Origin of the sequence: Curtobacterium sp. NPDC092190 (genome assembly GCF_044755625.1) — a bacterium.
Classification (GTDB): domain Bacteria; phylum Actinomycetota; class Actinomycetes; order Actinomycetales; family Microbacteriaceae; genus Curtobacterium.
In genome coordinates this window covers 1-19,418 of sequence record NZ_JBIVRJ010000001.1, presented here as the reverse complement: position 1 = coordinate 19,418, position 19,418 = coordinate 1, and the positions used below count along the sequence as shown (strand labels likewise).

The 19,418-nt window shown below is 68.5% G+C and carries 19 protein-coding genes; 9 read left to right on the top strand and 10 right to left on the bottom strand.

What is annotated here, in order from left to right; genetic code table 11:
- Positions 1-351: 351 nt before the first annotated feature.
- Complete coding sequence (locus ACIQFY_RS00095; protein WP_400337631.1) at positions 352-1,524, top strand: HNH endonuclease; 1,173 nt, start codon at positions 352-354, stop codon at positions 1,522-1,524.
- A 685-nt stretch (positions 1,525-2,209) separates the two neighbouring features.
- Here the strand turns inward: ACIQFY_RS00095 and ACIQFY_RS00090 are convergent.
- From ACIQFY_RS00090 to ACIQFY_RS00080, 3 genes are all read right to left on the bottom strand, one after another.
- On the bottom strand, positions 2,210-3,244 hold the full coding sequence (locus tag ACIQFY_RS00090) for an HIRAN domain-containing protein (protein ID WP_400337628.1): 1,035 nt from the start codon (positions 3,242-3,244) through the stop codon (positions 2,210-2,212).
- A 78-nt stretch (positions 3,245-3,322) separates the two neighbouring features.
- Positions 3,323-5,044, bottom strand: a complete 1,722-nt coding sequence (locus tag ACIQFY_RS00085) for a DNA/RNA helicase domain-containing protein (protein WP_400337625.1) — start codon at positions 5,042-5,044, stop codon at positions 3,323-3,325.
- Complete coding sequence (locus ACIQFY_RS00080) at positions 5,031-5,351, bottom strand: nucleotide pyrophosphohydrolase (RefSeq protein WP_400337622.1); 321 nt, start codon at positions 5,349-5,351, stop codon at positions 5,031-5,033. The genes ACIQFY_RS00085 and ACIQFY_RS00080 overlap by 14 nt, the downstream gene beginning before the upstream one ends.
- Positions 5,352-5,531: 180 nt before the next feature.
- Here ACIQFY_RS00080 and ACIQFY_RS00075 point away from each other — a divergent pair, with 180 nt between their 5' ends.
- From ACIQFY_RS00075 to ACIQFY_RS00060, 4 genes are all read left to right on the top strand, one after another.
- On the top strand, positions 5,532-7,622 hold the full coding sequence (locus ACIQFY_RS00075; protein WP_400337620.1) for a UvrD-helicase domain-containing protein: 2,091 nt from the start codon (positions 5,532-5,534) through the stop codon (positions 7,620-7,622).
- Between the two features lie 75 nt (positions 7,623-7,697).
- Complete coding sequence (locus tag ACIQFY_RS00070) at positions 7,698-10,376, top strand: DEAD/DEAH box helicase (protein WP_400337617.1); 2,679 nt, start codon at positions 7,698-7,700, stop codon at positions 10,374-10,376.
- A 91-nt stretch (positions 10,377-10,467) separates the two neighbouring features.
- Positions 10,468-11,664: a hypothetical protein gene (locus ACIQFY_RS00065; RefSeq protein ID WP_311205216.1), complete on the top strand. Its 1,197-nt coding sequence runs from the start codon at positions 10,468-10,470 to the stop codon at positions 11,662-11,664.
- Positions 11,661-12,278, top strand: a complete 618-nt coding sequence (locus ACIQFY_RS00060) for a GIY-YIG nuclease family protein (RefSeq protein ID WP_400337613.1) — start codon at positions 11,661-11,663, stop codon at positions 12,276-12,278. Before ACIQFY_RS00065 ends, ACIQFY_RS00060 begins: the two co-directional genes overlap by 4 nt.
- Before the next feature lie 80 nt (positions 12,279-12,358).
- On the opposite strand, the gene ACIQFY_RS00055 is transcribed toward ACIQFY_RS00060, so the two are convergent.
- The 5 genes from ACIQFY_RS00055 to ACIQFY_RS00035 form a co-directional block, all read right to left on the bottom strand.
- Complete coding sequence (locus tag ACIQFY_RS00055; RefSeq protein WP_400337611.1) at positions 12,359-12,886, bottom strand: DUF6998 domain-containing protein; 528 nt, start codon at positions 12,884-12,886, stop codon at positions 12,359-12,361.
- A gap of 78 nt (positions 12,887-12,964) precedes the next feature.
- On the bottom strand, positions 12,965-13,474 hold the full coding sequence (locus ACIQFY_RS00050) for a hypothetical protein (RefSeq protein ID WP_400337608.1): 510 nt from the start codon (positions 13,472-13,474) through the stop codon (positions 12,965-12,967).
- Positions 13,475-13,530: 56 nt separating this feature from the next.
- Complete coding sequence (locus ACIQFY_RS00045) at positions 13,531-14,274, bottom strand: hypothetical protein (protein ID WP_311205213.1); 744 nt, start codon at positions 14,272-14,274, stop codon at positions 13,531-13,533.
- Positions 14,275-14,300: 26 nt separating this feature from the next.
- Positions 14,301-14,792, bottom strand: coding sequence for a hypothetical protein (locus tag ACIQFY_RS00040; protein ID WP_066653513.1), 492 nt, complete (start codon positions 14,790-14,792; stop codon positions 14,301-14,303).
- Between the two features lie 133 nt (positions 14,793-14,925).
- The gene (locus ACIQFY_RS00035; RefSeq protein ID WP_400337605.1) at positions 14,926-15,915 is read right to left on the bottom strand and encodes an AraC family transcriptional regulator N-terminal domain-containing protein; all 990 of its coding nucleotides are present in this window, start codon (positions 15,913-15,915) and stop codon (positions 14,926-14,928) included.
- Positions 15,916-16,038: 123 nt separating this feature from the next.
- On the opposite strand from ACIQFY_RS00035, the gene ACIQFY_RS00030 reads away from it, so the two are divergent.
- Entirely contained in the window at positions 16,039-16,812 is a 774-nt protein-coding gene (locus ACIQFY_RS00030; RefSeq protein WP_400337603.1) for an SDR family NAD(P)-dependent oxidoreductase, read from the top strand.
- 100 nt (positions 16,813-16,912) lie between these two features.
- Here the strand turns inward: ACIQFY_RS00030 and ACIQFY_RS00025 are convergent, their stop codons facing one another.
- Positions 16,913-17,428 (bottom strand): hypothetical protein, encoded by a 516-nt coding sequence (locus tag ACIQFY_RS00025; RefSeq protein WP_400337601.1) that lies wholly within the window; start codon positions 17,426-17,428, stop codon positions 16,913-16,915.
- Positions 17,429-17,572: 144 nt separating this feature from the next.
- On the opposite strand from ACIQFY_RS00025, the gene ACIQFY_RS00020 reads away from it, so the two are divergent.
- Positions 17,573-17,878, top strand: a complete 306-nt coding sequence (locus tag ACIQFY_RS00020; protein ID WP_400337600.1) for a hypothetical protein — start codon at positions 17,573-17,575, stop codon at positions 17,876-17,878.
- Positions 17,879-17,881: 3 nt separating this feature from the next.
- On the opposite strand, the gene ACIQFY_RS00015 is transcribed toward ACIQFY_RS00020, so the two are convergent.
- Positions 17,882-18,097: a DUF1653 domain-containing protein gene (locus ACIQFY_RS00015; RefSeq protein WP_400337597.1), complete on the bottom strand. Its 216-nt coding sequence runs from the start codon at positions 18,095-18,097 to the stop codon at positions 17,882-17,884.
- A gap of 56 nt (positions 18,098-18,153) precedes the next feature.
- On the opposite strand from ACIQFY_RS00015, the gene ACIQFY_RS00010 reads away from it, so the two are divergent.
- Together ACIQFY_RS00010 and vsr are read left to right on the top strand one after the other, a co-directional pair.
- Positions 18,154-18,717 carry a hypothetical protein gene (locus ACIQFY_RS00010; protein WP_400337595.1) on the top strand — a complete coding sequence of 188 codons (564 nt, stop codon included), beginning with the start codon at positions 18,154-18,156 and terminating at the stop codon, positions 18,715-18,717.
- A gap of 102 nt (positions 18,718-18,819) precedes the next feature.
- A complete protein-coding gene (gene vsr, locus ACIQFY_RS00005; RefSeq protein ID WP_400337592.1) occupies positions 18,820-19,269 on the top strand; it encodes a DNA mismatch endonuclease Vsr in 450 nt (149 codons plus the stop codon).
- The last annotated feature ends 149 nt before the right edge of the window (positions 19,270-19,418 follow it).

Here is a 19,418-nt window from a genome sequence, read left to right as displayed (position 1 = left end):
AGGAAGAAGACCGCTTCGCTGCGTCAAGCCGCCAGGACGACAGGTCAGCGGATTGCGCTGCCCGGCCGCCGGCAGCTACCTCAGCGTCTCCCAGGGTCGCACGACGAGCACCTCACTCGGAGCCCCACCGACCTGCGGCTCCTGCACTTCACGGACAGCGAGGACCTCGGTCTATCCAGACTGTCTTGCAGGACGACGTCCATCCTCTTCGCCGACGATGGTCCCGGCAGCAGGACGCTGGCGTCCTACCAGCCATTTGCAGTCGCCTTCTTACATGCGACACCCAGGCACGCGCACGAGGCCAGCTTCCAACCTGCTGCCGCGCTTAGACATAGCAGGCAAGATGTAAAAGTGACGCTCACTTCCCACTCGACACTCCGGGATCGGCTCCTCACCTACCTTGCTGGAGTAGGGGGCTCCTCGACGAGGGCCCAAGCACTCGACGCACTCGACGTGCTTTACGCCGGCCAGTGGACAACAGAGGACATCTCACCCCAGAACACCAGGCAGTTCGAAACAAAGTGGCGAAATCGCGTCAGCTTCGAACGACAACGGCTGGTGGAACGCGGAGTGTTGCAGGCTCGTTCGGACGGCGTCTGGGCGCTAGCCGACGGCTTCGATCCCTCCCGCATAGACCTGCCGCGACTCGCAGCTCGGAACGCTGAGATACGACGTCGCGAGGACATGTGGGTCGCCGCGAAGGCTGCTGGAGCCCCGGACGACATCCTCCCGAGGGCACTGGAACCGTTACACCTGCGAGCGGGTGGGCGCGGAATCTATGTCGACGTGGCCACAACGAAAAGTGCGATCGCCCCCGCTGGCGTTGCAGTCTCCTTTCTCGATCTCGGACAGGCCTACGCTAACGAGCGCAATGTACACGGAGTCATCTACCGGCTGCCGCGGACCACGCGTGAAGGTAGAGATCAGGCGGAAATTGCGGCCACCGTTCGTGCTTACGAGCTGGCGATGCCGGTGTTCGTAATCCTGCCGGGTGCCCGACCGGCGTCCCGATCGGTCCGCCGCGCAGTCGTCGAGAGCGTCGACATTGCGCGGGGTTCGGTACTCATCACGTTCCTGGACGATGATCCGCTTCCGCCAGAGCCTGGGAATGATGAGAACGACGAGTTCGAGCTCGTCATCGATGACGTCGAGACTCGTTGGCAACGACGCAAAGCAAGACCGAACCAAGCGCGATTCGCATTTGCAGTACTGCAGAGGTACGGAGCTCGTTGCGCTGTGTGCGACCTCGACGCGGAGCCCGTCATCGAAGCCGCACACATCCGCGCTAAAGCCTTACAGGGCTCCGATGACGCCCGCAATGGGATCCCGCTCTGCAGCAATCACCACCGAATGTACGACGCGGGATGGTACGCCTTCGAACCCCTGACAACCGAGGTTGTGTTCAGGGCTCAGCAAAACAAGGGCAAGTCGCGGGTGATCCGGAGCAACCTCAGCCATCTCCCGCTTCAGCCCAGCAGGAAGGCTCTGGAGGATGCATGGGAACGTTGGTCTGCCACGTCCTAGCGGGGCGTCACCGATCAACGGCCACAGAAGCCGATGAGACACCCCTCCCTCAACACCTCGCATTGGCGGGCGATGTCTACCCGACCCTTAGCAGCGAAGTCGAGCACCTCGCGGGGCGCTCTCCAATCAGAATGGTCGTGCTGGATGGCCTGCACTCTGACATCTGCCGCCAAGAAAGCTATCCCCTTGACTAACCCCAGATGGGGCTCACCGGACATTGCGCGTAGACGCCGTTGAGCGCCGCCGCCCGGGCGGCGGCGGCGGCGGCGTGGTCCGCGTACCGGGGCTCGGCAGCCGGCTGACGTGTGAACTTGCTTGAGCGAATCACCCCTCGAGCGCCGATCCGCTTCCGCGCTCCGCTGCGTCGCACTGCTCTGCTTTTTCGACGCCTTCGGGTCCCCGAACCGGCCGGTGTGCCGCCAACGCGATGCGCCACTCGATGCTCGCTCCGCCGCGCCAGCGTAACCGGGCGAGCCGCAGCGTCGCGAGCGGTGAAAGGCCGGCAGCGAGGAAGAGCGAGCACATCGGACTGAACGGCGAGGGACACCGGCCACGGTTGCGAGCTTGTCCGAGACGCAGCGGCACCTCCGAGGGGAATTGACGTTCCGGTCAGCCCAGGGCGCGGCCTGCACAGTCCGCGGAAGCGGTCGTGACCACAGCGTGGCGGACAATGACCAGAGCGAGATCAGCTGAGAAACTGATGGACCGCGGTCACCAGGCCACCACCGAGGCTGAGGAGCCCCACGCCTACCACGGCACATCCCGATTTCGCTGCCGCAGCTACTTGCTTCTTCCCGGCCGACGGCGCGGTTCCCGGCGCTTTCCTCGGGGTCGCCTCGGTCCGTTGCGGAGACGCCGAGCGAGGGAGTCCAGTGTAGGACGGTGGAACATCGTAGCTGGCCGCGGGTGCAACGAGTTGTGCCATTGTCCGGGCGTCACCATCCAAGTATGAATTCTCAACTTCGCTGGCCTTCGAAGCCTGCAGCACGACCTCCGCGGCAAGAGCTGAGCCTTTGAGGTGTGCCCATGCTGCGACGGTGAGGCCCTTCGCGGCGTGGTGGTCAACGAGCGCGAAGTAGTGCCGAGACGACTGAGTACTCAGCTCCCCAACCCGCTGCCCGTTCACACGTACTTCGATGAACTCGCGCTGCCCACCACGCGCCTTCTCCTCGCTTCCTCGATGCAGCGTTACCAGCAACAAAGACCGGTCCGCTTGACCGGCAAATGGAGCGAGAACGTCAAAGTGCTTTTCCTCGCCCGTAACCTGCAACCCCGACCCCCAGGGCAGGATCGAGTACGGCTCGGATGGGCCGTCATTCAGCGGCACGATGAGGTGCGGTTCTGGAAGCGCTACTCGAACATTCGAGTGGAAGCGGGTTCCCTTGCCCTCCCAGTCATCGCGCAATACGCCCCAAACTCTTGCGGGAACGACCGCAGTCACTCCCGACGCGGCAAGTCGGTGCAGGATCGGAGCGAATGCTCGGGCATCCGCGCGAGTCAGGTACCCCACTACCGCGCCCTGGACCCGTACGCTGATCGCGCGCGAATCATAGGGGTTGTCGGGCTCTGGAACAAGGAGCGCCTCGGTCTGTAACTCCTTGTCCTGGTCCTTGGCCAGGCGCCCAAGTAGGGCACGGATGGACGCTTCGTACTGCGACTCCCCTGCCACCTCGAGATTTGGCCACGTGGCGTTGGGGACGGCGTAGAGGGAACTGCTCACGACCTCACCATAGTGAGTCATGCCTCCCTTCAGCCGCCCCCAGCATTGGTGGCTTGTTCTGTGGACGGCGAGCTCGACTCACCCGTCCCGCATGGCCTCTCGCAGCCGCTCGCGCAAAGCTGGGTCCACGACGTAAACGTACGTCCCGAGCACTCCTCGCGTCATGAGGACCGCGTAGACGTTGGACACGAACCGAAGGATGTCGTCGTCCGAGTACGCGATACCGAGGCGCGGATTATTCTCCATGCCCTTCTTGTCGAAGTAGTTCGTCCGATCGAACACGATCCGCTGGGTCTCCGGATCGAAGCGCAGGTCCGGGCCGATGATGACTCCCGCGTAGTTCAGGTCGTAGCCCTGCACAGTGTGGATCGAACCGACTTGCTCCAACGCGCCCGCTGACGTGATCCAGTCCTTCTGCGTCTGGTTCCACCTCAGGCGTTGCCCGTCGATTTCGATGTCGTAGGCGTCCGCGTCGTTCTTGCTCTTCCATTCCCATGCGTACCCGGCCACGAGGCGTGCGAGCCCCACCTCGGCGTCGCGTGCACGGATTGCCTCGTGCATCTCCCCCAGGTCGTCGAAGAAGCGCAGCTCGTAGTCGCCGAAGTCCGCTCGCTCCCGCTGCTCACCACGGAGCAACCCGCGAACGAACGACACGTAATCCGAGCCACCTCGCACTCGCATCTGTGTGAAGAGCCGGTAGTGGCGATCCGCTTCGCGAGCCCCTGCGATGAGTGCCCTCTGCGTGCTCTGCGGGAGGTCGGCCGGTCGGACACTCTGGTCGGAGTCGATCAGGAAGATCTGGTGCCGACTCTGTCTACGGATCCAGTCGGCCTGGGTCAGGTGGTCCGCGTCCTCACCGAAGAGCTTCCGGTTGATCTCGCCGAAGTTCTTGTTCTGCATGCCGGAAGCTTGGTTGGCTCGATGATTCAACCGATGAGACTCGTCCACGACGAGCAGGTCCCATCGCTCATCGCTCTGCCCCACCTCGAACGGTGTCAGAACCATCCCCTTGTCGAGCCCCGGAGTCTTCGCAAAGATGCGTTTGAGCGATGCGCGCAGTGCCTGCTGCGGCACGACGAGCCCGAGCCGCGCGCTGCTCAAGCGGTTGCGATTCTCCTCGGTGAAGAAGTCGGAGAACAGCGCGTCGCTCTCGAGATCGTCGAATCCCCTTCCTGCAGCGATGTCACGGAGGAGCTTGAGGAGGTAGACCGCGACGATGGTCTTGCCCGTGCCGGGGTCACCCTGAACTGCGATCGGCGCAGCTGCATCGAGCTCCCAATCGTCGAACAGGCCCTCGAGGATGTCCTCCATCACGACCGCTTGATCACGATTGAGGGCCTTGAACGGTGACAGCTTGAAGAGTTCCCGGTTCTCGATCTCCGGCAAGCTCCGCGTGAACACATCCTGTCGCCGCAGGGCATGGAAGATTTCCCGGAACGTCTCGCGGTAACGAGGCCGGTCGTAGTACTCGGCGTCGACGATCCCCTTGTTGCTGTTCAAGACCGTGTACTTGCCGTCTGCGGCGAGCAGAGCGATGAGTTGCGACTCAAGATCGAGGCAGACGGACTTGTTGAAGGTGTCATCGAGCACGAGGCGAACCGCCTTCAGCGCTCCGCGCTCAGGGGAGTCCAGGTGCTGACGCATGCGGGCGGCCGTGTTCAACGTCTCCCCGACGTAGACCCGTTTCCCGTCGTCGAGGATGTACACGACCGGCCAGTTGATGAAGCGATGGTCGACGTCTCGCCAAGACCGAAGATGCTCGGCGGTGAAGGGCAGCTTCTCGATGTCAAAGCTGGTCATACTTGGTGCTCCGCCCTCGAGCTCGCTCAACCGGGTACTTGGTCCGCGTCACGGCGAGCTTCTCCCGGATGAGAGCGTCGGGCGAGACACCGACCCGGTCGGCCAAGAGAAAACAGTACGTGAGGACGTCCGCAAGCTCGCCGCGCACCCGCGACTCGTCACCCTCCGCATCCCATTGGAAGCACTCGAGCAGCTCCGCCGCTTCGATCGAGATGCTCTTCGCGAGGTTCTCCGAGGTGTGGAACTGCGCCCATTCGCGTTCTCGGACGAACGCGCGGAGTTCTTCCTGGAGTTCGTCTTCGGCCATGCCGAGACGGTAGCAGCGCGGACGTCGCGGACAGCATCTCCGTTGAGCACCAGAGCGCAACTCACTTGCACCCCAAACGGGTACTGACCCCGCGCGCCCCACATCCACGAGGATGGTTCAGCACCGCACGCCCAGGGGACGACGCGCGCTGCGACGCACAGGATCCCCGGGGAACGCACCATGACGATGGCCGGAGAATCGGCAGGCGCTGAAGCCCGCCGCCAGCGAAGCCTCGCAGCCGAGCACCGCCGCCGCGCTGACGACGCCGAGCAACGCGCCTCCCGCTACGAGATCGCCGAACGCACCGAGAGCGAGACCGCTCGGATACTCGCCCCACTCGCCGGCATCGGCTACCACCTCCTCGCCGACCGCCGCTGGCCCGGCAGCCGCACCGCCCAGGTCGACATGGTCGTCGTCGGCCGCTCCGGCGTCTTCATCGTCGACACCAAGGCATGGCGCGACGTCGCCGTCCACAACGACCGCATCACCCGCGGCCAGGAGGACGTCACCGACGACATCGCCCGCCTCGCCGACCTCGCGTACAGCACCGAGGCCGCCCTCGTGGACATCGGTCTCGCGCCTGGCGAGGTCCACGCGGTCGCCGCCCTCGCCGGCCAGAAGAAGATGCACGCCAGGGTTGCCTCCGTCGACATCGTCGGCGTACACGACCTGATCGGACACATCACGAAGCGCGGCGCACGGCTCTCCGCGAAGCGCGTCGACGAGGTCCTCGCCGCGCTCCTCGAGCACTTCCCCGTCATCGGCGAGGCACCGGCGGCGGCGCAGCAGCTCGTCGTCCCCGCACCGGTACTCCCCCGTGAGCAGGTTCCGACGCTCGACGACGAAACAGTCGACCACCTCCTCGACGGCGTCCTCGAAGCACCCATCGAGGACTGGATGGCATTCCTCGACCCCGCTCAGGCCAAGCTCGTCCGCCGCAACTTCAACGGCCCCGCTCGCATCCGCGGTGCCGCCGGCACCGGCAAGACCGTGGTCGGCCTGCACCGCGCCGCCTACCTCGCGCGCGCCACCGGTGGTCGCGTCCTCTTCACCACCTACATCCGCACTCTTCCCGCGGTCCTCGAGTCACTGCTCGAGCGGCTCGCACCCGACATGGTCGGCCGCGTCGACTTCGTCAACGTCCACGCCTTCGCCAACCGTCTCCTGAAGGAGCGCGGGGTCACCTTCGCGATCGAAACCCTGGAGGCACAGCGCGCGTTCTCCGATGCGTGGAACGTGATCAGCGCGTCCAGTCCGCTGAAGGCGGCGCGCTTCACGCGCCGCTACTGGGAGGACGAGGTCGCCTACGTCATCAAGGGTCGCGGTCTGACGCGCTTCGACGAGTACGCCGACCTCGCCCGCGTGGGCCGGAAGCACGCGCTGCCCGTCGAGGTCCGCCAGGCGGTCTGGGACCTGTACGAGGCGTACTCGTCGAACCTCCGCCGTCGGGGCGTCTGCGACTTCGAGGACACGGTGCTCCTCGCGCGCGATGCGCTCCGTGAACTGCCCCTCGACCGCTACGACGCGGTCATCGTCGACGAGGCCCAGGACCTGTCGTGCGCGATGGTCTCGCTCCTGCACGCCCTCGTCGGCGACCGCCCCGACGGCCTGACCCTGATCGGTGACGGGCAGCAGACGATCTACCCCGGCGGCTACACCCTCGGCGAGGTCGGCATCAGCCTCACGGGCCGCGGGGTCGTGCTCGACGTCAACCACCGCAACACCGCCGAGATCCTCGACTTCGCGAAGCAGATGGTGACGGACGACCAGTTCATGGACATCGAGGGCATCGACGGGGCCGGTGACGCGGTGTCTGCGGTGTCGCGCTCCGGCGAGCAGCCCGGAGTCCACCACTTCGCCGATCGTGACGCGCACGACGCAGCGTTGCTCGCGCGGGTCGAGCAGGTCCTCCGGCTCGTCGGGACGGGCCACGGCGACGTCGGGATCCTGACGGCGACGAACCCGCAGGCCGACAAGGTCCGGGCGGTACTCGACGCCGCTGGCGTGCCCTCGGTGTCGCTCAAGTACTACGCCGGCAAGAGCTCGGACCAGATCCGCGTCGGCACGATCAAGCGCGCGAAGGGCCTCGAGTTCAAGCAGGTGCTCCTGCCCCACGTCCCGGCGAAGCTCCTCACGGATGCGCCGGAGACCGAGTCGGTCGCAGATCGCGAACGGCGCGAGCTCGACCGACGGGAGCTGTACGTGGGGATGACGCGGGCCCGTGACGGGCTCTGGGTCGGATCGCTCGGGAAGACCCGCGCGAGCCGCTGACCGACGGCCGGGCTCCCGGTACCGTCGGAGCACGCCGCATCCCCTCGTCCAACCAACGACACCTCGGAGCACGCCATGGCCGACAAGGCAGCACGCAACCGGATCGACGCCCTGAGCCAGGCAGCCATCGGCGTCACGGAACACCGGACCGCCGTGCAGGCAGCCGCCGATGCTGCCGTCGTGGCGCTCCGCCAACGGCGAGCGTCCGTCCACGTCGACGACGTTCGAGCCGATCTCGTCCCGCTCGTTCCGTCGGATGCCGACCTCGCAGCTGACCTGGTTCGCCGGCAGATGTTGCCGCGGGTCGACGCCGAGGCGAGCTCGGTCGTGCGCGTGCTGTCTGATGACGTCCCGAAGGCTCTCGAAGACGCGCGCCGTGGAACCGGCTTCACCGCCCTGTTCTCGGGCCGTGAGCGCCGCGAAGCGGCCGCTCGAGGCGATGCGTTCCTCGACCAGACGCTCGAGTGGTTGGACCGTACCGGAGCCGTGCAGCGCCTCCAGTCCGTCGACGACCGGCACGTCCCCAGGCCGGCCGTGCCGCTGGAGGCGCTGACCGACCCACGCGGGCCGCTGGCGACGGTCGCACCCGACCTGAGCGGTGGCGCCCCACTCGCACTCGACGGCATGGAGGAGCTTCCCGCGATCGTGACCCGACTCGCTGACGCGATCACGCGCGAACGCATCACCCACGCCGACGTCGTCGAAGCGGGCCGAGCGGACCGCGAAGCGGCAGCACGGTACGAGCTCGACCGCATGGACATCGATCGGCTCCGCGATGCGACCGGCGACCGCCTGCGTCTCGGAGCACTGCGCGACGCCGGGGTGAGCACCGTCGGTGCTGTGCTGCGGAACCCGGTGTTCCCCGGACAGTTCGCCGGGGTCGGCGAGGCGACGGCATCGCGAATCAACGGTGCCGCCCGCGCGCTGGAAGCGGCAGCGAGAGAGGACGCGGTCGTCCGCATCGACCCCGCACGGCATGACGACCAGTCGCTCGCGCTCGTCCGTGCCCTGCTCGAGTGGGAGGTCGCGAAGGCCGTCGTCGGCCCGCGCGAACAGAACCTCGTCGACGGACTGCGACCTCTGGCCACGATGATCGAGCGCGGCGCATCGATCGCACTCGTCATCCCGGACCAGCGCGCGGCGGACCCGACCGCAGTCCGTCAGACGATCCTCGCGGCGGCCGAGGATGCCTGGCACCGTGCGCAGCGCGTGGATGAGCGTGCTCGGGCGACACCGGGCGACCCGTGGCAGGACTTCCTGCAGCGGCCCGCCGCGTTCTTCGCCCTGCTCGACGAAGCCGGACTGACGAAGCCAGCGGGCGCTGCTGCCCGCGGCGACCTGGGCGACGAGTTGATCGCACAGGTGGAGGGCTTCTCGCTCGACACCTCGCTGCTGTCCGCGTCACTCCGCGGGTACCAGCGGTTCGCGGCGGCCTTCGCGCTCGTGCAGCAGCGGGTCGTCATCGGCGACGAGATGGGCCTCGGCAAGACCATCGAGGCACTTGCGACGATCGCACACGTCGCCGGCACGACACCCGGTCGGACTCCGCACTTCCTCGTGGTCTGCCCGGCGGCCGTCGTCGCGAACTGGGTCCGTGAGGCCGAGCGGCACACTGACGTCCGCGCCTTCCGGCTGCACGGTCCGGCTCGACTGCTCGGTCTGCGGCTCTGGACGGACGAGGGCGGCATCGGCGTCACGACGTACGAGACGCTCGAGTGGCTCCGCACCCGTGTGCCCGAGGAGCTGCGGTTCGCCTCCGTCATCGTCGATGAGGCGCACTACGTCAAGAACCCCGAGGCGAAGCGCACGATGAACACACGTGCGCTGCTCCGGCGAACGGATCGAGCGATCCTGATGTCGGGCACACCGCTCGAGAACCGCGTCGACGAGTTCCGGGTGCTCATCGACCACATCCGACCGGACCTCGTGGTGGACCAGTCCGACGACAGCCCGATGCTGTTCCGGAAGCAGATCGCGCCGGTGTACCTGCGCCGTCGTCAGGAGGACGTGCTCACCGAACTCCCGGAGCTGGTCGAGGTCGAAGAGTGGACCGACCTGACGGACACCGAGGCAGCGCAGTACGCCGACGCAGTTGCCGCAGACGACTTCCACGCGATGCGTCAGCTCGCGATGCTCGGCGGCACACAGTCGAGCAAGGTCGAGTCGCTCGTGGAGATCGTCGACGAGGCGCGGGCCAACGGCCGAAAGGTGCTCGTCTTCTCGTACTACCGCTCCGTCCTCGCCGCGGCTGTCCAGGCCGTTGCTGACGGCGGCGCGGTGTTCGGTCCCCTCACCGGGAGCACGCCCGCCGCGGCACGCCAGGACCTCGTCGACGAGTTCGCCGCCGCCGAACCAGGAGCGGTGCTCGTCGCGCAGATCGAGGCTGGCGGCGTCGGTCTCAACATCCAGGCCGCATCGGTCGTCGTGATCTGCGAGCCCCAGCTCAAGCCGACCACTGAATGGCAGGCAATCGCCCGGTCGCGGCGGATGGGGCAGCTGCAGTCGGTGCAGGTCCATCGGTTGCTGTCCGAGGACGGCGTCGACGCCGCACTGGTGCGGATGCTTGCACGGAAGGCGCAGACGTTCGAGGACTTCGCGGCGGTCAGCGAAACGGCCTCGGCGTCGGCGCAGGCGGTGGACGTGTCGGACTCGAAGCTGATCGCGCAGGTGTTGCGAGAGGAGCGGGAGCGACTCAACGTCTCGGAGCTGGTTCCCGAGCGAGCTGACGAGGGCGCCGGCGCCGGCGCCGTATGACTCAAGGCTGGCTCCGTAACGTCTCTCGTTCGTGCAACCATGTGCTTCATCACCGCGTACCCGAGCGCGGCTCAAGACGAAGGACCCCGCGATGACCGACATCGACGCCCCTGACGAGACCCTCGAAGCAGAGGTCCCAGCCGAGGAGGCGACCCGGGAGATCGCCAAGGCCGTCACCGGCCGACGCGCGCTCGCCCGTCAGTACGTGAAGTGGCTCCGGCGACGGAACCCGTCGGCGACGCCGACTGAGATCGTGCAGATGCTCGAGCGTCACTACGTCACCTCGATCACCACCGCTGGTGCGGCGATCACGGTCGGCTCGATCGCCGCTGACATCGCGATCGCGTCGATCCCGATTGCCGGCCCTGCCGTCGCCGGAGCGAAGAGCGCCGGCGCACAGGCTGCGAAGACGGGCACGAAGGTGGCCCTGAAGACTGCCGCGAAGAACGCGGCACGCACGGGTGCCAAGGGCGCCGCGGCGCGACTGCTCCCCGCCGGTGACCAGCAGCTGCAGTTCGAGATCACCGCCGTCTTCGGTCTCGCTGTCGCTGACCTGCACGGCATGGACCTCGACAAGGACCAGGCTCAGGCGCTCGTCCTCGGCCTGACCAACGAGCGGGTCAGCCAGCAGCAGATCGCAGCCATGGCGACCGATGTCGCCGAGGTGACATCCGAAGGCACCGTCTCGACCGGCCAGAAGATCGCCGCTGGTCGCGACGACTGGTCGCATTGGGCGACCACGTTGTCGGATGCGCTCCCGGGCGGCGCCGCGCAGAGCCTGATGCGCACGATCCAGACCGGTGAACTCGATCCGGTCCGAGAGGGGCTCACGGGCAAGCAGCGTGCCTCGATCGAGTACGGCGTCGGCGCAGTCACTGGTGGGGTCGCGCGCTTCGTCTTCGGACGCGACGTGGTCAAGTCTGCGAAGACTGCGTTCCCCGAGCCGCCGGCGGAGTTCCCGGATCACCTCGCCCTGACCGTGAAGACCGACGGTGACGACGAAGAGTCCGACAACCGCGCCCTCGCCGCTCTCGAGGACGCCGCTCGGTCGACCGGCACGTGGGTCAGCGGGGCTGCGGGCGCCGTCGGCTCCGGCGTGTCGAGCGCGGCGAGTGGTGCGACGCGGGTGTTCCGCCGAGTCGACCGGGACGGCGATGGCGAACCGGACGAGGCGCAGGCGCTCACTGCGGTGAAGAACGTCGGCGGCAAGGTCGCGGGGGCCGCGGACGCCGTCGGAGGCCGAGTCGCGGGGCTGTTCAAGTCCAAGAAGAAGAGCGACGGAGAATGAGCGCGCTCCCCTCGGCCGCTCGGCCCGAGGACGTGCTCGCTCGAGCCGTCGGGGACGCGGTCCAGGTCCTGGACGGGCAACTTCGCCGGGCAGGCGCAGCGGACGTACCGAACGCGCCGGGGCTCTACGCAATCTGGGCGGACGGGGCCGCGACCGAGCAGCTCGGCATCGGCTCGCAAGGCCGCGCAGCGCCGATCTACATCGGCAAGGCAGAACGGAGCCTGCGCGACCGTGACCTCCGCGCCCACTTCGGCGTCGACGGCGCGAAGGTGCGGTCCGGCTCGTCGACGCTCCGCCGCTCGTTGTCGGCGCTCCTCGCCGATGAACTCGAGCTGCGGCCCGTCCCGAGGGGCAAGACTGCGAGTGACGCGTCGAAGGGCTTCTCGCTGCATCCGGAGGACGAGGGACGCCTGTCCACGTGGATGCAGGACCGGCTCGAACTCGCGACCTGGGCGCTCCCTGTGGGGCTGGGCATACGCCTCGGGGACGTCGAATCGCGGGTCATCCGACACTGGGATCCTCCGCTCAACATCGTGCACGCACCGACTTCTCGGACGGCGCTGCGTGCGGCGCGGGCGGCGTTGCGCTCCAGAGCACACGACACGATCCCCTGAAGGCGGTCGGGGTGTTCGGCGCCAGTCGAGGCTGATCTCCGCGGCTGGTCGGGACCGAACGATCCGGACTATCGCCGCGTTCAACCCAATGGTCGATCGTCGGCGGGACCGTCGATGCGCTCGTAGGCGGCCGCGACCTGGGCGGTCACGTCGACCCCAGCCCCCTGCACCTGCCGCACGAGGATCGCGTACGAGTTCGTGTGCTCCACACGCCGTCCGAGTGCTTCCGTCTCCGCCCGGCCGACCTGGCGTGCCCACGCGAGGTCGTAGGTCGACGCGTCGAACACCAGGAACAGCGCCGCGTCGAAGTCCCACGACCGGAACGCGGAGAACGTCTGCGACCGCTTGTCGTCCGGCCGCACAAGTCGTGCCTTCACCTGCAGCCGCCGCCCGTCGGCAGTCCACAGGTCGAAGCTCTTCTCCGAGTTCGGCGCGAGCTCCCCGCCGTAGGCGCGGAGCGCCAGGCTCTCCGCGAGGTCACCGAGCGGTGAGTTCCGTGTCCGGATCAACCCGCGCCGCAACAGTTCGTCGATGACCGCCACCGAGGAGGCGAGGAGCTGCCGCACCGTCAGTGCGGCCGGGTCGAATGGTGGTCGGTGCGCAGACACGCTGCGAGCCTACGAACTGACCAGGCTCGGACGGGAGGCACGCTGCGCCCTGGTACCGCGCCTCCCGTCCGTCGCTGATCACCGCACCGCGGCCGTCGCCCACAGATGCCGCGCTCTTCCCGCAACCCGGGCTCCGACCGGCCGGCACAGCACGACGGCGATCAGAGCGATGCAGACGAACTCGACGACGACGTGCAGCAGGAGCGGGATGGGGTACCAGTTCCCCGTGAGCCAGAGCAAGCCGCCGACGACGAGCCCGATGCCGAGCACTCGCCACGATGCACGTCTGATCGTTCGCGCTGCGATGACACCGACCACGATCACCAGGAGCGGTACGGCAAGCGCCAGCGCCGTGACCGCCCAGGCCACGATTCCCTCGGAGGCGCCCACGAGGCCCCGGCCGGCCACACGGACGACGAGGTGCAGGAGCAGCACAACCGTGCTCAGTTGCACCTCACGACTGCCGCGACGCAGCGTGAGCAGGCCGATGCTCAACAGCACGGCACTCACGAGTGCGACGACGAGTGGGACCGATCCGACGAAGAGGCCACCGACCGTCAGCCTGCACAGGTCCTCGGCGGCGAGCACCGCGACCCCGATGCTGCCCGCGGCAAGCGCGAGCCGTGACCCGGTTTCCCTGGTCATCAGCGCTCCTCAACACTCGTCGGGGAGTGCGAGAGCCTCCGAGCCGCGTCGGCGCAGAGGTGTTTCACCTGCGGTCCGAACCGGGAGAGCATCGAGGGCCATCGGTCCTCGTCGCGCTCTGCTCGTACCTTGGCGATCTCGTCCTCGGGAACGACCGACCGGATCTCGCCAGCAACCGAGGGAAACAGCTGCTCGTAGTACTGCGCATCAGCCTTCTCGGTCTTCTCGCGTCGGATCCGCCGCGACATCTCGTCGACGGCGAAGCGCGCGCAGGTGGTGAGGTACTCCTCACGCTGCGTGGGTTCAGCGCCGTGACGATCAAGGAATGCGATCTCGGGGTCGTCCGCAGGGGCCGAGATCTTGGAGACCACTTCCTCGGGCCCGACGATGATCCAGTGATCTCCTCGTCTGCCGGCCCGCCCGGAGCCGAGAGTGTCGGACCACTCGTCGACCAGTTGGTCAACGGCCTCGCTGTGCGAGTAGACGCGGATCGAGGTCGTCGATGTGCCTGCGACGCAGTCGTAGCCACGCATCGTGTCCCAGGAGACCAGGTCGTCCCGGTACACGTCCCGGTCGTTGCACGGCACCTGGTCGACCAGGGCCCGAGCGACGTCGTCGAGCCATGAGACCGGTTCGACTCTCCCCACCGGCGTCGCACTCGCAGTGGGAGTCGGCGATCCCGTCGCTGGCGACGCGCAGGCCGCTGTGGACAGGACCGCGAGCGCGGGAAGGATCAGAACCACGCTGATCCGACCGGTTCCACTCCTCCTCATCCCCACTGCACACCGGCGACACCCGACGCAGTCATCCCCTTGATCTGCTTCGTCGCGGAGACGTTGCCCCAGTGGACGCTGACGCCGCGACGGCCGGTCCCACACCCGGCTTGGGTCCAGGTGGTCTGAGCCCGCGAGTTGAAGCCCTTCGCCCACACGCACACTCCGACCTGCCCTCGGTCGCGGTACCAGCTGTAGGTCAGCGTGGTGTTCTTGCTGGCGCCGATGATGCCGCATCCCGGCACGGACAGCTGCATCGTCGGGATCGCGGCGAAGGCACGATCGTGGCACGGGTTTCCGCGGCTGATCGGGTTGCCGTCCTCGTCCACCCGCACCGCGTCAGCGGGGTTGAACGCCGGGTCGACGATCGTGCTCTGGCCGGTGGCCTCGGTCGGCGTCGCTGCCGAGGCGGGCTGCGACACCACCAGTGGTGCGGCCAGCAGGACCGGGAGGGACAGCGCGGTGACGGAGCGACGGAGGATGTGCATCGTGTTCTTTCCTTCTCTCGAGGTCAGGATGACCGGACCCGAGAAAAGTAGCAGTGGTACACAGAATGCGAACGAGTAATATACCAACTGTCTGCGATCGCAACGCAGCCCCGATCGGATCGAGTGAAAGCGGTCAGACCGCCCCCGCCACCGCCAACTGCCCCCGCACCATCACCGCATCCGCCGCCGGCGGCCTCCCGTACGCCTCCCGGTAGTCCCGCGAGAAGTGCGACGCACTCCGGAACCCCACCGCCGCCGCAGCCCGCGCCGCCGTGTCCCCGTGCACCACCATCCGCCGCCGCGCCTCCCCCAATCGCGTCCGCTTGAGGTACTGCGCCGGCGTCATCCCCGTCGCCTCCTTGAACCGGGCGAACAACGTCGACTCGCTCACCCGGAGCTCCCGCGCGAGCCGCTCCATCGACCACCCCTCGGCCATCCGCCCGGTGAGCAGCGTCGTGGCTCCGGCGACCACCGAGGGCCCGGTCCCGTCGAGCGCTGCTGTGATCCGCGGCGCCTGCTCGGTCTGCAGCAACCGCAGCACGATCTCCCGCGACACGAGCGGGAAGAGCACGGGGATGTCCGCGGGCGCATCGAGCAGTGCGAGCAGCCGTGCGAACGCGTCCGCGAGCGGCTCCGTCCAGCTCCCCAGCCGAGGCAACGGCGACACCGCGCCCGCACGCGACGAAGCCGAAGCAGCCGCAGAACCAGCTGCTGCCCCAGCAGCCGGCACGGTCATCGACGCCACGACCTCCCCCACCACCGCAGGGTCGAGCTTCCACACCACAGCGACGAAGCCGTCCTCCCCCGCGGCGTCCACCACCCCGGCGACGACGGGCAGGTCGACGGGCGTGATGATGAACCGCTCCCGCCCCCACACCTGGTCGTCGTCCCCCACGATCGAGCGCTTCCGCCCGCGCAGCACGACCGACAACGACGGCTCGTAGCGCCGGTCGAACAGCCCGGTCTGCTCGTGCACCTTCGACACCGTCAGCCCGAGGGTCTCCGCGTGGTGCGCCGATCCTGCCCGGGCGATGGCGTCCTGCCGGTCCTTCCCGGGGACCGCCGCGTGCGCCGACGCGACTACCGCTGCACGGTCGAGGTGCTGCGCGATCCGGTCGTCCACGTCGCCAACCTACCGAGGCGACACCACGCACGACAGCGCCCCTGACGATCCGCTGCGGGATCCGGCAAGGACCTCGCGGAAGCGGGCAAGCCGCGGGGTCCCGGAGCACCGGACCATCGACCCATGACCACCACACCCACCGCCCAGACCGAACCCCGCACCGCCCTCGTCACCGGCGCCTCGAGCGGTATCGGCGAGGCCATCGCCCGTGAACTCGCCGCCGCCGGCCTGACCGTCGCTGTCCACGGCCGCGACGAGCAGCGCACCCGCGCCGTCGCCGAGGACATCGAGCGCCAGGGCGGTCGCGCCGTCGCCCTCACCGCCGACCTGTCGCAGGGCCCCGACGTCGTGCGCGCACTCGCCGCCGAGGCCCGGGACCAGCTCGGCGGCCACGTCGACGACCTCGTCAACAACGCGGGCGTCTACCCGGGAGGCCCGACCGAGTCCCTCAACGACGACACCGTCGATGCCCTCCTCGCCACGAACATCCGCGCACCCCACGTCCTCGTCGCGGCCCTCGCCCCCGGCATGGCAGAGCGCGGCAGCGGCCACATCGTCAACATCGGCTCGTGGATGGCCCGCGTCGGCGTCCCCTTCATGGCCCTCTACCCCGCCACGAAGGCCGCTGTCGAACAGCTCACCCGCGCCTGGGCCGCCGAGTACGGCCACCGCGGCATCCGGGTCGTCACCGTCGCCCCGGGAGCGACGGCGACCCCGGGCAACGCCGACTCGGCCGACGTCCTCGCCGCGATGACGCAGGGCACCCCTGCAGGCGTCCCGGTGCAGCCGGTCGACATCGCCCGCGCCGTGCGCTGGGTGGTCTCCGACCAGGCCGCGTTCGTCACCGGCGGCACCATCGACGTCGACGGCGGAATCGCGTCGACGCGGATGAGCTGACCGCGCCTGCGCTCACTGCGACTGCGGAGCGGTTGACGGAACCACGTGACGGACGGGAGGCGCGGTGCCAGCTGGCACCGCGCCTCCCGTCCGTCATCGCTCAGGTCGCCGCGGAACTGCCGCCGTCGGTCTGGAGGGGTACGAGCCACGGCTCGATCCGGACGAGCTGCTCCCAACCCGCCCCGAGCACAGCGTCGATCTCCTCGACCGGCACCGGGAACAGCGTGCCGACGAACGCCTCCCACCCGTGCGCGTCGAGCTCGCCCGCTCGCACCTCGTAGGGCTGCCACCCCTCGGGCATGAGCTCGAGGAGATCCATCGCGCCGTCCCGCCGATCGGCCACGACCGCCCTGGCCGACACGGAGGTCCGGGCCGCCTGCAGGAACCGCACGACCCACCCGATCGACCCACTGTCGGGAACAGGCTGCACGAGCTCGATCTCAGCGGCGACGCTGCCGTTGCCGGCCAGCGACAGGCCTTCCGTTCCTTCGTCGATGGTCGCGAACCACGTTTGCGGAGGAGCATCGGCATCTCGTCGCGCGACGCCACCAGTCGGCTCAGCGACGAGAACGCCCTCGCGACGGACGACGAACACCTCTCCCACGTACCGACTCATCAGACCCCATTGTTGCCGGTGGGTGCACGGCCACCAAGGGCTGCACGGCGGATCGTGCGTCTTGATGTTCAACGAGTGAGCTTGTACAACTGAGATCCATGCCGACGACGGCCACGACTCTAGACTGACCACCAGGAGACCCCCGTGAACCCACTGCGCCTCACCTTCGTCGTCGTCGCATCGATGGTGGGCAGTGTCGTGACACTCGCCACTGCGATGATCGTGACGACGGCCCTCGCTGCGATCGTCGGCGCGACCACCACAGTCCCCGGTCTCATCACCGCCACGCCAGGCGATGGGTCTGCGCTGGCGACGGCGTCGACGGGCGATGCGACCCCCGCCTGGTTCGTCGCCGTCACGCTCGCCCTCGTCGCGGCCGAACTGCTCGTGGTCCGGCGGCGCCAGACCCAGCACGAGCACCGCGCCGTCGCCGCGAATCGACGGAGCTGACGCTCAGTCCAGACAGACGAACCGCGGCCCCTCGTACTCGTCCCGAGCCACGTGCGCCGTGAAGTCGGCGAGTGACCGCACCCAGTGCCCGCGCTCCCCGTACAGCGCCTGGTACACGACGACCGGCTCCTCGGTCTCGACGTCCTTCGCCACGAGGACCACCTCGTACTCCCCACCCTTGAAGTGCCGGTAGCGCCCAGGCGTCACGTCGCTGCTCACGCGGCCGATGGTACCCAAGCGACCACTCGCGTCAGCCGCGCCGTACTGTTGCGCTGGTGGACCCAGGACTACGCGACGCCGTCCGCCGTTCCGCACGCCGAGCGACGTGGGTCGGCGTGGTCGGCGCCGTGACCGGAGCGGCCATCGGGTTCTGGCTGAGCTTCGGCGAACGGCCTGCCGAGGTCCTCCTCCTCGTCGTGGGCGGCACGATGGCGGTCGGTGGTCTCGGAGCAACACTGACGATCCTCGCGTCGCAGTTCCGGATGCGGAGTCTGACGAATGGGCCGACGGCCGGACTGACCGTCGGCGAGAAGCGCATGGTCCAGGGAGCGATCCTGTCGCGAGCGTCGATCGCACTCGAGCTCGAGCCGGCGGCTGTGGACCAAGCGCGCGTGCTCGCAGCGATCCTTCCGCTGGCGACGGCACAGTCCGCCCTCCTCTCCTGCGGGCTCATCGGGTCGCAGGTCATCGGCCTCGCGTCTGCAGACTCCTCGTCCTGGTTCCGCATCGTCCTCGTCGCGGTGCTGATCGTCACCGGTGTGATCGTCTTCGGGGTGCTGCGCCGCAACCTCGACCGCGTCCGTCGCTACCTCGCGACGCTCGACACCGCAGCGGCCTGAGCGGGGTGTCCACTCCCCTGCACCGGATGTCCGGCACCGAGCACCGTCCACCGCTACGTCGTCGTTCGCACGACGACGGTGAAGACGTGCGATCGTCGCACGGTGGAACAGTGGGAAGCCGACGACGCACGCCGTCGCCACATGGCCCGCTTCGGCAGGCGTGACACGGCACCCGAGCTCGCACTGCGCCGGGAGCTGCACCGCCGTGGCCGTCGGTTCTTCGTCGATCGGCAGGTGAGCCGCCGGTGCCGCGTCCGCCCCGACCTCGTGTTCCCTCGTGCTCGGATCGCGGTCTTCGTCGACGGCTGCTTCTGGCACCACTGCGAGGAACACGTGCAGCTCCCGAAGGCGAACGCCGAGCTGTGGCGCCGGAAGCTGCTGGCGAACCGGGAGCGCGACGCCCGGAACCAGGCCATCCTGACGGCCGAGGGCTGGCGGGTCCTCCGCTCGTGGGAGCACGACGATCCCGCAGCAGTCGCAGATCGCGTCGAGGACGAGCTCGACCGCTGGGCCGCCATCGTCGGCCGCCCCGCAGAGCGGAGACGACCGTGAGCGAAGGACGAATCGACGGACGGGAGGCGGGGGGGGGGGCGGCCCCCCCCCCCCCCCCCCCCCCCCGGGGGGCGCCCCCCCCCCCCCCCCCCCCCCGGCGGGGGGGGGGGGGGGGCCCCCCCCCCGGGGGGGGGGGGGGCGGGGGCGCG